Genomic DNA, 14405 nt, shown 5'->3' with positions numbered 1-14405 from the left:
CGCGGCGCGGCCCCGAACACCGTGTTTGCGGCTGTAACGCGAGTTCTCACAAGCTATCCGGGAAGGCTGTCTGCTTGTGCCCGCCTCGTAGGCTGCCGTCGACGTAGGCCGCCTTGGTCGCCCGGCGCGCGATCTTGCCGCTGGAGGTGCGCGGGATGGACCCGGCAGGCACCAGCAGGATGTCGCGGGCCATCACGCCGTGGCGCTGGGCGATCGCGGCGCGGACGGTGTCGGAGACCTCCTGCGGATCGTGGCGTTTGCCCGGGCCGCGTTCGGCGACGATCACCAGCTGTTCGGAGGCGTCGTCGGGATCGAAGCTCAGTCCGCTGGTGGCCTGCTCGAAGACCACTGGGGGTAGCTCGTTGGACGGCACCGCGAAGGCCGCGACAAAGCCGGGACGCAGCGCCGAACTGGCCTCTTGCGCACTGTATTCGAGGTCCTGCGGGTAGTGGTTGCGGCCGTCGACGATGACGAGGTCCTTGACGCGGCCGGTGATGTAGAGCTCACCGTCGAGCCAGACGCCGTAGTCGCCGGTGCGCATCCACTTCGCGTCGGCCGGCGTGCCCTCGGTGTGGCTGCCCTGCGCGAGCGGGGTGGGGATCGTGTTCTCGAAGGTCTCGCGCGACTCCTGCGGCTTGTTCCAGTAGCCTGCGCCGATGTTGATGCCGTGCAGCCAGATCTCGCCGACCTCGCCGTCGGGCCTTTCCGCGCCGGTCTCCGCGTCGACGATCGCCGCCCACTGGCTCAGCGCGACCTGACCGCAGGAGACCTGCGCGACCGCGTTGGGTGCGTCGGAATCGACCACCTTCATGCGGCCGGCGTTGAGTTCCTCGCGGTCGACGTGGATGACCTTGGCCTCGTTGTCGCGTTGGGTCGCCGACACGAACAGCGTTGCCTCGGCCATGCCGTAACAGGGTTTCATCGCGGTCTTCGGCAGACCGTAGGGGCCGAATGCGTCGTTGAACTTCTTCATCGAGCTGACCGTCACCGGCTCGGAGCCGTTGATCAGGCCGATCACATTCGACAGATCCAGCGATTCGCCTTCCTTGGGCAGGCCGCGGACGGCGGCGTGCTCGTAGGCGAAGTTCGGGGCGGCCGCGTAGGTGGGGGCGTTGTCGTCGTCGGCGGCGAGTTCGCGGATCCAGCGCCCCGGTCGGCGGACGAACGCCTGCGGGCTCATGATCGTGATGTATTTGCCGCCCAGTGCGGGCAGGATCACCGTCAGCAGCCCCATGTCGTGGAACATCGGCAGCCAGGTGACACCGCGCGCGTTGCGGTCGATCTCGATGCAGTCGTAGATCTGCAGGACGTTGGCGGCGACCGCCTGATAGGTGATCTCGACGCCGGCGGGCACGCGGGTCGAGCCCGATGTGTACTGCAGATAGGCGACGGTGTCCTTGTTGTGGTCGGTGCCGGCGATCGGGGCCACCCAGGCCGAGCCCACGGAATCGGGGACCGCGTCGACGGCGATCACCCGGGGTCGCTCTTTGGCCGGGCGGTCGGCGAAGAAGTTGCGCACGGCCTCGGCGGACTTGGTGGAGGTGAGGATCGCGGTCGGCTCGCAGTCGGCGAGCACCGCGGTCAGCCGGTCGGTGTGGCCGGGTTCGTCGGGGCTGAACAGCGGGACCGCGACGTTGCTCGCGTAGAGGGCCGCGAAGAAGCCGATCACGTACTCCAGCGATTGCGGCGCGAGGATCGCGACGCGATCGCCGTGCTTGGTGACCTGCTGCAACCGCGCCGCCACGGCCCGGAGACGTTTGCCGAACTGCGCCCAGGTGAGGTCCTGACGTTCGCCGTCACGTTCCCGGCTGTAGTCGATGTACCGGTAGGCGAGGGTGTCGGCCGCGTCACGCACATTGCGTTCGACGTAGTCGACGAGCGTCGCGTCCTCGGTGAAGTGCAGCTGACCGTTGTCGTCGAGAAACTGCTCAAATTCAGTCTTCAGCATTCATTACTCCTGTGGCCCCACGTTGCTGCCCTCGTCGGGCATGTCGTGCGTACCTCGTGGCACACCCCGCGGCGCCACCACCCCCGGCGTATGGCGATGCGGCCGCTTCGGTGTCGGTCGTCGTCGCGCTGCGCGTCGTCGGTCGGATCGGTACTCAATGGTTCGTATTCAACTGGTTCGTATTCAACTGGTTCGTATTCAACTGGCTCGTACTCAACCGGCTTGTATTCGAATGGCTCGGTACTCGACTGTCTCGGTACTCGACTGTCTCGGCACTCGAATTGTTCGGTAAGTCATTGGTCCGCGCGCCGCGTCTTCGCGGTTGCACGGTCGTGTCCCAACCCTTTCACTTCCTTGCTGATCGTCATGTCCGTCTTCGCCAGTCCGCAGTCTGATCACCGCTCTGCAGCAGTGCTTCACCCACGGTTATCGTGCGGCTTCTCCCCCGGACCGAGGACATAGTTTACTCCCCCTTGAGGAGTGAGATGACAGGCGCGAACGCATCCATCTGCGTCGGGAACACGCCGACGTAGGACATCGAGGTGCGCCGGCGCACCTCGCGGATCTGCTCGGCGATCTCCTCGAAGGAACCGATTGCGATATACGGCGAATTCAGCACGTCGCCGACGGTGAATTCGGTGTCGCGTTCGATGTTCGGCGGATATCCCTGCTCGAGGGCCTTGAGCGCCATCTCGGCGGTGGCGTGGCGGTCATCGGTGATGACGATGACCGCAATGGTCCAGTTCAGTTCGATCTGATCGAACCGATCGCCTGCGGCCTCCCGGATGCCGTCGACGCGCGCGGCGGTCTTCTCGATCGTCATATCCGAGAGCTTCATCCGGCCGTCGGGCGTGGTGCCCGGCGCGACCGAGATGATGTCGGCGTGTTTGGCGGCCAACCGCAGCATCTTGGGGCCGCCGCCACCGACGGCGATCGGCGGACGCGGCCCCTGGCGCGGGCGCGGACTGCCCTCGAGGCCGCTGATCTGGTAGAACTCGCCGTCGAAGTCGACGGTCTCGCCGCGCATCAGCTTGTCGAGGATCGTCAGCGACTCGTCGAGACGCCGGATGCGCACGCCCGGCGACTCGAACTCGATGCCCGCCTTGTCGAACTCCTCCTTGAGCCACCCGGCGCCGATCCCCAGCTCCAGGCGTCCCTTGCTCAGCACGTCGATGGTGTTGGCTTCTTTGGCGAGCACCGCCGGATGCCGCAACCCGTTCGCCAGCACCGAGGTGCCCAGCCGGATGCGGTCGGTCGCCTGACTCAGCGCGCCCAGCGCAGCGAGCGGCCCGACCTGGTTGCCGAGGTGGTCGGGCACGGCAAAGGTGTCGTATCCGTACTCCTCGGCGGTCTGGGCGAGCTTCACGAACTTGCGGGCACCGCCCTCTTCTTTGTTGCCCTCGCCCCCGGCGCCGAACCGGAACTTGCGCAGCGTGGATTCGCTGCCACCGGTCCCGGTGGCCTCCCCCTCGGTCATTCGTTCTCCTCGTGCTGCCTGCCGGCCTCGTCATGTGCTCTGATGGTCGACGGATCGTCCCCGGCTCTCCGGGACATCGCCGAGCCAGCACATCACGTTAATGCAGCACGGCGGTGCCACCCAAACGAATCCGGGCGGGCCGGCTCAGTTGTGTGCGGGACGCGGCGCCCCGTCGATCAATCCGCTCGCCCAGCCGCGCATCCACTGGGTCGCGGTCGCACCGTTCAGCGACCAGTAGCGCGGGGTCGCGTACATGGCGTGCACCGGGTTGTTCATGGCGTTGGCCATCTGCCCCACCGCGCCCAGCGGATTCGACACCGTCGGCGCGTCGCAGATGAGATCGCCTGGGGCACAAATGGATACGACCTTGCTGCGAATGTCGCCGAAGCCACCGGGGCGGGGTCCGGTCATCGTCGTGCCCGGTACCAGGCTGCCCACGCCGGCGAGTGCGACCTCGGCACCGACGCCGGGCGGATTGGGACCGATATCGCGTTGCTCACCGGACTGCCTGCGGCCGTCGGCGATCATGCCCACGCCGAGGACGAGATCGGCATCGGAGCGGGGCAGCACGTTTCCGCGACCGTTCCCGATGGCGGATGCGAGGTCTCCCGCGATCACCGCACCCTGCGAGAAGCCCATGATCACGTAGCGGGTCAGCGGGCACCGGCCGTGCGTGGAGATGATCTCACCCGCGGCACGCCGGTAGCCCTGGGTCCGGGAGTCGTTGTACGAGTGTTGCCGGTCGTTGAGAATCGTCGGATTCCGGAACTCGGCGATGTAGGGCACCGTATATACGGTGGTGCGCGACGCGGGGAACTCGCTGCTGATCGCCTTGGAGACACGCAGGAGCAGCGAGGCCGGCTTCGATGTCGGATTCAGCGGATCGTCGTTCGGCGTGGATTCCCACGTTCCGGGCACCACCAGCGTCAGCACATCCGGGCAGTCGGCGGGTTGGGCCTGCGGCCGGCCCGGGGGTGCCGACGAGGACGGGCCACCGCCGTGCGGTGGGGGCGGCGTCGGTGTCCCGAAGAGACCCTTGACCCAGATGACGATCAACACGATCGCGATGATCGCGATCAGTGCCACGGCGGCCAGCAGCAGGCGCAGGGCACGACCGGATCGTGAGCGAGAGTTACGGCGTGGGTTCACCGATCAGGTCCCGGTCAGCAATAGTTGTCCTGGGCGGCCTTGATCACCTTGTCGGCCTTGGTATTGGCCTCCTGTGCGTTCTGCGTGCCTGGCGCGACGAGCGCGACGACATAGCCCTTGGTGGTGACCGGGTCGGTGTTCTTGTGTTGCGCGTCGCACACGTAGGTCGCCAGCGTCAGGGCGACACTGTTGTCGGAATCGCCGAGAAACGTGACGTTCTGATTGTGCAGGGCCTGCAGGTACCGCTTGGCCTTGTCGTCGAGCGGCTGCCCTTCCGGCGTCGCGAACTGACCCGACGCCTCCGCACTCGACCGCGGCGCAGTGGCGGGCAGACTGGAGCCGCCGGTGGTGGCCGAAGCCGCGGACTCTTGCGTGCTCGCAGCGGCGGGAGCCGACGAACTCGGCGCCGCCGAGTACATCGACGTCGTGGTGACCGGATTGCTGGTGATCGGCGCACTGGCCGTCGAATCGTCTGCACACGCAGCCAACGAACCGAGCGCGAACACCGCACCGGTCATCAGCACGCCCAGCCTCAGGTACTTACTCATCTTCACTTCCTCGTCACGCGTCACCGATCGCGCCGACCCGCCCGACCCGGGCCGATCCTCGCGGTGGCAACTGCGCACACACATACGATGGTTTGTCCCAACCGCCCGCAAGGTTACCCAACCGCACCGACATCTTTTGCCACCGGAACCACCTCACCTGCATAAACGTGGCGATTCCACAGTGAGATCTCAGGACGCGCACACGCGGCGCCCCGGGTTCGTGCTCCCGGGGCGCCGCGCATCAGCGCGCGAGGTGTGCACCGCCACGCGGCGACCAGTCGATCCGGCCGTGTTCGAAGGTCTGCGTCTTGCCGCCGTCACGCCCGGCCGGCACCTCCATGCCCGTCGGCAGACCGAGCTTGCCGCCGGGGCCGCCGGCGCCGACATAGGCTCCGCCGATCGCTCCGCCGACCACCTGCGGGCCCTTCGGTCCGGTGATGATCCGCGCGTTGGCGAAGTCTTGGGCCCGGCCGCCCGGTACCGCGTACTCCGGGGTGAGGCACCGTCCGATCCGGGCCTTGTCGGCGAGCTTCTTGAACGCCGGGCCGACCCCGCACGCCACCTTGTCGCCGGAGAGCCCGAGGGCCGCCGCGGCCTGTGGCCATGCCTGGTGCATCTCGAACTCCCAGTAGGGCCAGGTGTGGGTTCCCGACGGCCGGTACACCGCCTGACCGGGGATACCGAGCTGGTTCAGCTTGATCGCGAACTGCTGGGAGGTGACGCGCGAGAGCAGTTCGAGCCCCACGCCGGAGTAGTTGGTGGCCAGCAACGGTATGTCCGACGGTTTGTCGTGTGGTCCGACCATGCCGTTGCCCGACGAGATGTAAAGGCTGGTGCCGCGTAACTTGTCGGCGAGCAGATACGGGTCGTGCGCCTTCCATTCCGGATCGCTCGGCGGCCCGAACATCTTCATCGCGTCATAGCCGCCGCCGTCACGCAGCGCGAACTGGATCGCCTGCGGCATGCCGTAGGACGTCAGCTGCAGGATGCCAGAGAACGAGCCGGCGAACTTGTAGTAGCCGGGATTGCGTGCGGCGAGCATCATCGCTGCCGAACCGCCCATCGACAGTCCCTCGATGCCACGCACGTCCGTCGAGCGCCAATCGCCTTCGATAATCGGCGGCAACTCGTGCTGGAGGAACGCCTCCCATTTGTAGTTCTTGCCCTTGTCGGGTTCTTTCCAGTCGGTGTAGAAGCTCGATTCGCCACCGATCGGCAGGATGACGTTGACGTTCTTGTCCTTGTAGAAGTCGACGATGTCGGTGTTGATGACCCAGCCGCTCTGGTCGTCCTGGGCACGCAGACCGTCGAGCATGGTCAGCTGCGGAAACTTGGCCTGTGGCTTGGCCCACCAGTCGCGGGCCAGCAGGATCTGCACCTGGATCTCGGTGTTCATCGAGGGCGAGAAGACCCAGAGTGCCACCCGGCGATCGGAGTACCAAAACGTCTTGGTCACGTGCGCCGGCTGGGTGGGTGCCGGCGTCGCCGCGGGAGCCGGTGCCGGCGGGGATGCCGGCGCCGGGGCGGGTGCTGGTCCGGTCCCGGGAGCCGGCGCCGAGGCGGGATTTGCCGGGGCAGGTGCCGGTGCGGGTGCGGGTGCGCCGGTCGCGGCCGATTGGCCGATCAGGACCCAACCCAGAGCCATCAACGCCACCACCACGGCCGCGATACCGGCCCGGATGGGCCGGCGCATTCTCGCCGTGCGGATGGGCCGGCGCCGGATCGACCGGCGACCACTCACTGTTTGCATTCCCTCGCGCTCCTTCACGCCCCTGTTGGTCGACGCACCGCGGTCGGGAACCGCGTCGACTCAGTGGCCACTCAAGTCACAGAAATCCCACTGGTGTCATAACGCCTCAGGTGTTTCTTACACGTCGTGGCGAGGGAAGCGGCGACGCCACGCTGTGACAGGTGAGAATTTTGTGACTTCTGTGACCCGAGATCCGTCGGGGTACTGCTGCGTCTGGGCAGTTCGGGCCGCAGAAACGACACAACCCCGGCCCGAACCTTTCGGTTCCGGCCGGGGTTGCCCCGGACGATCTTGTCTGGCTGGTTACCGGAAGAAGCCCTGCGCCTTGGCGCTCCAGACCATGTCCTGCCAGTAGCCCCACGCATGGGTGCCGACGCCGTAGTGGCTCTTGATGTTGATCCCGTTGAGCGCCGCGAGGCCCTCGAAGGCCTTGGCCTGGGTGAACGCGAGCACCTCGAGCGTCGATCCCTGGATCAGGTCGTTGAAGACGTTCGGCAGGGCGTTGTACTGACCGAACAGCCCGTTACCGGAACCGACGAAGAGATTGAGGCCGTGCATCTGGTTGAGCAGCATCGACGGATCGTTCTGGTACCAGCGCGGATCCCACGGCGGGCCCCACATGGCGTCGACGTTCCAGGGCGCCGGCGCGACGTCGAGCATCGCGAGACGAAGCATGGTGTGCATACCGGGGGCGCTCAGGAAGTCGTAGCCCGAGAGCGAGCCGGCCGCGTAGTAGAGGTCGCGGCGATGGGCGGCCAGCGTCAGTGCGGCGTTACCACCGGACGAGACACCCATGATCGCGAACTTGCCGCCCTTGGTGCCGAAGTGGCGAGCCCGCAGCGCCGGGGCCAGCCGGTCGTTGATGACGCATTCCCACTTGTACGGAGCCTGCTGGCCGTTGAAGTTGCTCGCCGCGTTCCAGTTGGTGTAGAAGCTGGCCGGTCCGCCGATCGGCTCGACGACGTTGATGCCCTGCTTGACCAGTTCCTGGATGTTGGTGTTGATCTCCCAGCCGGAGAAGTCGTACTGGGCGCGCATGCCGTCGAGCATGATGACCGTGCGCTGGTTGCCCGGGCGATGCCACGAACGGACCTTGACGCCTCCGTTGCCATTCCCGGGGCCGAGGGCGTTGCCGGTGGGCATGCCGCAAGAATTGATCCAGAACTCGTCGACACCGCCGGTGCCGTTGATCCGGGCGTCGGCCTGGCCGCTGCCGACCACGGCACCGATCAGTCCCGCAACCGTCGTCACCGCGATGACGATCGCCAGCAGCCGACCACGGAGCCGGAGACCTCCGGACGTCTTCGGTTTCACTTCACCTACACCCATCGCCTTGCATTCTCCCTTTGTCACCGGCCTTGTACGGACCGGTTGGACCGTGCCGTACTCCGGACTTCACATCTGCGACGTCCGGTCCCCCGACACCGAGCTCCCACGCGCAAAAATCCACGTGCCGAGCCCCCGGCAGCCTATTGCAGCCACCAGAACCTGACAATCCTTGTGATGGCTCTCACAATATCCTCAGGTCGGCGCGGTTACACCGATTCCGCCGTCATCTTGACGCACGGTATATCGATCGCGCTCCGCGGCACGTTACCGATTCGAAATAAACTTCCGCAAGTTTTCTGATGCCACCCGCAGGTTCTTCACAGCTACCGCGGGTGAATTCGCGGCGGCATCTGCAGGCCACAGCGCGCAATCTCGTATTCGGGGTTCCGATCGATCCGGTAGTCGGTGAAGGTGAACGATTGGGCGAGATTGCTCTTGAATCGCTGCCACGTCCAGGGCGCCTCGTAGGACGCGATCCGGTCCTCGGTCGCCCGGCAGGTGAGGGCCACCTGCGCCTGACGTACGACGTCCTCGTCGAGGAAGCCGGGGAGGATCGGACGCCGCGACACCGCACCCGCCTCGGCCACCACCCACTCCGAGGGCAACACCTTGTCGTGTCCGATGCGCCCGTCGTCGAGCCGCTCGGTGTGGGCGGCGATCGGGTATGCCAGTCCCATCTGGTCGACGACGCGCACATCGAGCGGCGCGTTCATGCTGGTCATACCCAGATTGAGGAAGTACACCGTCAACTGACGCTTGTCGGGCGGCGTGTCGGCCGGCATCGGCACGTAGTACCACTCGTCGTAATTGAACGAGCCGAGCAGCACCCCGCCGTCCTTCTCGTACTTCGCGATGTTCTCGACCATCGCCCGCATGCGCGGGTAGTCCAGATAGTCCTTCGCGGTGACCGGGTTCTCGATGCCCATGTTGGTCACATAGAAGCGCCGCTCGTCGACGATCCCGCTGCGCCCGATGTCGATGCCCGCATTGGGCAGGACGTTCTCGTGCGCGACGACGGCCCAGGCGATCGTGGCGATCCACATGGCGGCCAGCAGGGTCGAACCGACAAGCTGCAACCGGGTGCGCCGATTGCGGTTCTCGGCACCGTCCACCCCGTCGGCGCGGTCCTCGTCGGCAGCGTCCTCGTCTACGCCGTCCTCGTCGGCAGCCTCCTCGTCGGCACCGTCCTCGTGGAGGTCCGCGGCAGGTCCGCGACGGCGCCGGAACGCGGCGCGAATGCCGTGGACCGGAATCGTCACCGGGATCACCATGAGCGGCAGCAGCAGGACGAACAGCGGGGTCAGCAGGACGCGCCCATGCATGAAGTCGCCGCCCTGACGCAGCCAGTAGAGACCGACGAGCAGGCCGGCGAGCACGGTCGCGGTCACCACCGCTCCCGGGGTCTGCAGGCGCGCCGACCACGACGCCAGGCGCTCGCGCGTGGAGGCCGGCGACGGCTCGGTCCGGTTGGGCGAGAGTCGGCGAACGCGCACACCGATGGCCAGCAGGATGCCCGCGATGATTGCCAGGATCACCGGCAGCAGCAGCGTGTAGGGCCCGAAGAGATTGGCGAGATAGATGAACCCCTGGTGCCATTTGGAGCCGCTCGCGTCCTTGGCGACAGCCGGATTCGGTACCAGCAGTGCGTAATAGCCCATCCGGAAGATCTGGTAGCCCACGGGCAGGACCGCTGCGACGACGATCATCCCGATCCGCATCTTCCACGACTGCGGCGCGAAGAACACGAGCAGCAGGGCGATGCCCCCGATGATTGCCAGCTCCGGACGGACCAGCGGCGCCAGCCCCGCCCAGAACGCGAGGAACAGTGTGGCCGCGGAACCCGCGCGCGTGGCCGCCGACCCGGATCTGCGCCTGCACCAGGAGATGAGCAGACACCACAGCACCGCAACCCAGAAGATGCAGAGACCGTTCTCCAGTCCGCTGGTCGCGAAGTCGCGGGCCGGCGGCAGCGCAATGTAGATGATCGGGCCGAGTGGCAGCAGCAACGTGTAGCCGTCACCGGTGAAGCCGCCGAGTCGACGCCCCAGCAGGCGTGCGGTCCCGTACATCGCGATCGGAATCGAGGAGACCGACAATACGAGCGCCACCCACAGGGCGACGTATTCGAGTTGGCCGTCGGTCACCCACGCCCAGAACCAGAGCAGATAGGTCCAGGCCGTCGAGGTGTTGGCCTCGACGCGCTCGCCGGCATTGAAGACCGGCCCGTTGCCCGCGAACAGATTGCGCAGCGTGCGCAGGACGATGAGGCCGTCGTCGGCGATCCAGCGACGCTGCCATGCACCCACCGCGAACAGGGTGGTGACCGTGACCGCTCCGATCAGGAAGCTGCTGATCGCGGTCCACTCGCGCGCGCTCCGGTGCCACCACGCGCGCCCGTCGACCGGGGGCGCGCCGTCGACGATTCCCGCCTCGTCAGACGTGCGCTCGTCGTCATCAACTGCGTCGTCATCAACTGCGTCGTCGTGGCCCGTTTGGCGGTCGGCCTCGTCCTTGCCGAGGTTCAGCCGCAACCATCGGGTCGGCGTGTCGTCGTCGGGCGACGGATCGGGAGATTCTCGATCAGGAGACTGCATAGACCGCGACACCCACGCATACTATCCAGGCCACCGCCAGGACCTGCAGCACATGGTCGCCCAGGGCGATCTCCTCGGGCTCGCCGGCCTGACCGCCGTCCACGTCGACGGCGTAGCGCAGAATCGCGACCGTGAACGGAACCATCGAGATCGCGTAGGCGACGTTGGTGTCGTGTCCGGAGTTCTTGTCGAATGCCCACAGTCCGTAGAAGAGGACGACGGCGGTCGCCGCCAGCGTCCAGACGAATCGCAGATACGTGGTGGTGTAGTACTGCAGCGCCTTGCGGATCTTGGCGCCGGTGCGCTCGGCGAGCTGGAGCTCGGCGTAGCGTTTGCCGGCCGCCATGAACAGCGAACCGAACGCCATGACCAGCAGGAACCACTGTGAGAGCCGGATCTCGGCGGCCACGCCACCGGCGATCGCGCGCAGCAGGAACCCCGACGAGACGATGCAGATGTCGACGACGGCCTGATTCTTCAGACCGAAGCAGTAGCCGAGCTGGATGACCAGGTAGGTCGCGATCACCACCGCGGTCTGCCAGTTGGCGACCAGCGAGACCGCGATCGATCCGGCGGCGAAGATCAGTGCCAGCGCGTATGCCAGCGGGACCGGGACGATGCCGGCGGCGATCGGCCGGAACCGCTTGGTCGGGTGGTTGCGGTCGGACTCGACGTCCATCGCGTCGTTGACCAGGTAGATGCTGGACGCGACGAGACAGAACGCGATGAACGCCAGACCGACGCGTGCCATCGCGTGGCCGTCGGTCAGCGCGTCGGAACCGGCGGCCAGGGGTGCGGCGAGGACCAGGACGTTCTTGACCCACTGACGTGGACGTACCGCCTTGATGAGCCCGGTGGCCAGGTTCTTGGGCGGACCCTTCACCTTTCCGTGCTCGATCGGCTCCTCGCTCATGCCTTCTCCCTGTCACTGGACGTTCCACCGACGACCCGGCGCGCCAGCAGACGCGCAGTCGATCCCGGCATCAGCGCGATCGCACCGATCCGGGCAGCCACCCCCGCGAGCCGGGTGGTCCGCGGGTGGCGTGCCGCGGTGTCGACGGCACGCTCGATGAACTGATCGCCGAGGACGACGGCACCGGCGCTCAAGGCGCCGATCGTGGCTCCGGCGGCGACATCACTCGGATAATGCACGCCGAGAACAAGTCGCGAGGTGAGCATAGGCGGGACCAGAACGGCCGGAAGCAGGTAGGGCGGCAAATCCGCGGCCCGGCCGATGAGGATGGCCGCCGCGGTGGTCGACGTCGCATGCGAGGACGGGAAGCTCAGCCGGCTCGGCGTCGAGACGCCCACCCGGATGCGGGGATCGTAGGGACGCTTACGTCGGATGACGCGTTTGATGACGACCGATGCCGCATGCGCGCCGAAGGCGCCGACGCCGGCCTCGATCCACCGCCGCTGCGCCGTCTCGTCGTCACGACGCACCGCCAGACCCCAGCCGACGGCGCTGACGGCCAGCCAGCCCAGCGAGTGCTCACCGAAGTGGGACAGTCCGCGGGCCGCCGGGACGATGCCCGGCACCTCCAGCAGCGCCCCTTGGATACCGATGAGCGCCGCCACCTCGCCGGTAGGTGCCGAGATGGGTTCCTGCTCAGTCGATTCCGAAGGCACGCGCCCAGCTCTCCTTACTGGTCAGCTCCTGATGCGCGGCGCGATACTGCTCCTGCATCTCCGGGAACCTCTCCTTGAGTTCGCGTACCAGTGCCGCGGATTTGCGCGCCAGGGCGATCATCTTGTCGCGGTCGCGCTGGCGATACACCACGCCGCGCCCGTCTGCGGTGGTGACGGTGACGCCGTCGACCCGGCCCAGGGAGAACCAGCGCGCCTCGACCGGCGGGTAGTTCGCCTGCGGCACCTCGTGATGACGCGGATCGGCCGGACGTAGGTTGTTGACGACCGCACAGGCCAGGGCACGCAGCTTGGTGACCGGATTCTTCGGCTCCGCGGTTCCCAGACCCGTTGCCTCACCGCTGGTTCGGGGGAGCTCCGTCGCCGAGGCCAATACCACCGCGTCGGGGTACTCCTTGCGCATCGCGGCGATCTTCGGCAACGCGGTCGGCAGGAGCGAACGGATGTGGTCGGGCCCCGCGAGGAAGTCGCGGATCGCCTCGTTCTGGATGGCGACCGTCGAATACTCAAGGCACAGCAGGTGTTTGGCGGTCGCCTTGGCCATGGATTGCAAAATGCCGCCGATCGGCCCGTCGTGGTGGATGGCCGCGACCACGAGCCGGTTGCGCAGGTGGAAGTACGCCTGCCAGTCGATCGCGTCGTCCTTGTCGCTCCAGGCCATGTGCCAGATCGCGATGCCGGGGACGGTGGCGGTCGGATACCCGGCTTTGCCTGCCCGCAAGGCGAATTCCCAGTCGTCCCACTTGATGAACAACGGCATCGGCAGGCCGATCTCCTCGGCGCAGGCGCGCGGGATCATGCACATCCACCAGCCATTGCCCTCGACGTCGATGCGCCGGTGCAGGTTCTTCGAGTTCTCCCGATCCCGCAACGGGAACTGCGCGAAGTCGTGGTCGTAGTCGACGAACGGCGCGGCGGTCCACATGAAGGTGTGGTGATCGATGACCTCACCCATGCAGTGCAGATGGCTGCGGTCCTGCAGGTTGAGCATCTGCCCGCCGACGAGCATCGGCGTCCGGGCGAACCTCGACATCGCCAGCGCCCGCAGGATCGAGTCGGGCTCGATCGCGATGTCGTCGTCCATGTACAGCACATACGGAGAATCGGTGAGCCGCAACGCCTCATACATGATGCGCGAGTAGCCGCCGGAGCCGCCGAGGTTGCCCTGATCGAAGATGTGCAGCCGATCACCCAGGGCGGCAGCAGCTTCGGGGTAACCCGGCTCGTCGACGACCTTGCGGGTCCCCTGATCGGGCATCAGCACCGCGTCGATCACCTCGTCCACCAATGGATCCGAGGTGAGCGCGGCGAGCGCGTTCACCGCGTCGGTCGGCCGGTTGAAGGTCGGGATACCGACCGTGACCCGCTTGGTGTCGGCGCCGCCGGGCGCAGCCGGCACCGGGATCGCCGAATACCAACCGGCGGAGACGATCTCGGTGTCGGTGTCGGTGGTGACGTCGAACCAGATCCACCCGCCGTCCTCGAACGGCCCGAGGTCGAGCTCGAATTCGATGGCGCCGCGGCCGGTCTCGTCGATGGGGACGAGGTCGCCGCCGATCCCGATGCGTGACCCGTCGATCTTGGAGCGGTAGAGGTCGACGCGGCAGGTGCCGATCACCTCGACGCGTAAGACCACCGAGGTGAGGACGGTCCAGCGTCGCCAGTAGCTCGCGGCGAAGGCGTTGAAGTAGCTCTCGAAGCTGACCTCGGATTCCGCGCCGAGCACCACCGACGTGCGGGTCGGCGCGTGTGCGCGGCGGTTGTTGCTCGCGGATTCGACGAGGTAGAGCGAGCGCACGGCCAGCGGCTCGCCGGGCCGCGGGAAGATCACCCGCTGCAACAGTTCGGCCGCTTGGGATTTCGGGGCGTCGGCCTCGGCCGGGGCCGGTGCCGACAGCTTCTCCTGTTGGGCAGGGGTCACACTCATCACTCCGCTCTGATCCACGTCCGGGTCTGATCCACG

Annotated in this window: 10 protein-coding genes; all 10 read right to left on the bottom strand. The window is 66.8% G+C overall.

Annotated features, from left to right (window positions below; genetic code table 11):
• Positions 1 to 46 precede the first annotated feature (46 nt).
• The gene (fadD32, locus tag ACLQ3C_RS05845) at positions 47 to 1948 is read right to left on the bottom strand and encodes a long-chain-fatty-acid--AMP ligase FadD32 (RefSeq protein ID WP_425704093.1); all 1902 of its coding nucleotides are present in this window, start codon (positions 1946 to 1948) and stop codon (positions 47 to 49) included.
• A 463-nt stretch (positions 1949 to 2411) separates the two neighbouring features.
• On the bottom strand, positions 2412 to 3425 hold the full coding sequence (locus tag ACLQ3C_RS05840; protein ID WP_425704092.1) for an LLM class F420-dependent oxidoreductase: 1014 nt from the start codon (positions 3423 to 3425) through the stop codon (positions 2412 to 2414).
• A 144-nt stretch (positions 3426 to 3569) separates the two neighbouring features.
• On the bottom strand, positions 3570 to 4574 hold the full coding sequence (locus ACLQ3C_RS05835; RefSeq protein ID WP_425704091.1) for a cutinase family protein: 1005 nt from the start codon (positions 4572 to 4574) through the stop codon (positions 3570 to 3572).
• A gap of 14 nt (positions 4575 to 4588) precedes the next feature.
• Positions 4589 to 5122 (bottom strand): DUF732 domain-containing protein, encoded by a 534-nt coding sequence (locus ACLQ3C_RS05830; RefSeq protein WP_425704090.1) that lies wholly within the window; start codon positions 5120 to 5122, stop codon positions 4589 to 4591.
• A gap of 241 nt (positions 5123 to 5363) precedes the next feature.
• Positions 5364 to 6815: an alpha/beta hydrolase-fold protein gene (locus tag ACLQ3C_RS05825; protein WP_425704247.1), complete on the bottom strand. Its 1452-nt coding sequence runs from the start codon at positions 6813 to 6815 to the stop codon at positions 5364 to 5366.
• 360 nt (positions 6816 to 7175) lie between these two features.
• On the bottom strand, positions 7176 to 8201 hold the full coding sequence (locus tag ACLQ3C_RS05820) for an alpha/beta hydrolase (protein WP_425704089.1): 1026 nt from the start codon (positions 8199 to 8201) through the stop codon (positions 7176 to 7178).
• A 323-nt stretch (positions 8202 to 8524) separates the two neighbouring features.
• Positions 8525 to 10795, bottom strand: a complete 2271-nt coding sequence (gene zomB / locus ACLQ3C_RS05815) for a flagellar motor control protein ZomB (RefSeq protein WP_425704088.1) — start codon at positions 10793 to 10795, stop codon at positions 8525 to 8527.
• Positions 10782 to 11708: a decaprenyl-phosphate phosphoribosyltransferase gene (locus tag ACLQ3C_RS05810; protein ID WP_425704087.1), complete on the bottom strand. Its 927-nt coding sequence runs from the start codon at positions 11706 to 11708 to the stop codon at positions 10782 to 10784. Before ACLQ3C_RS05810 ends, zomB begins: the two co-directional genes overlap by 14 nt.
• Entirely contained in the window at positions 11705 to 12424 is a 720-nt protein-coding gene (locus ACLQ3C_RS05805) for a phosphatase PAP2 family protein (RefSeq protein ID WP_425704086.1), read from the bottom strand. The genes ACLQ3C_RS05810 and ACLQ3C_RS05805 overlap by 4 nt, the downstream gene beginning before the upstream one ends.
• Positions 12405 to 14369, bottom strand: a complete 1965-nt coding sequence (locus ACLQ3C_RS05800; protein ID WP_425704085.1) for a glycosyltransferase — start codon at positions 14367 to 14369, stop codon at positions 12405 to 12407. Before ACLQ3C_RS05800 ends, ACLQ3C_RS05805 begins: the two co-directional genes overlap by 20 nt.
• Positions 14370 to 14405: the final 36 nt, after the last annotated feature.

The organism is Gordonia sp. DT30 (assembly GCF_049844915.1).
Taxonomy (GTDB): Bacteria; Actinomycetota; Actinomycetes; order Mycobacteriales; family Mycobacteriaceae; genus Gordonia.
This window is presented reverse-complemented; position numbering and strand designations above follow the sequence as displayed.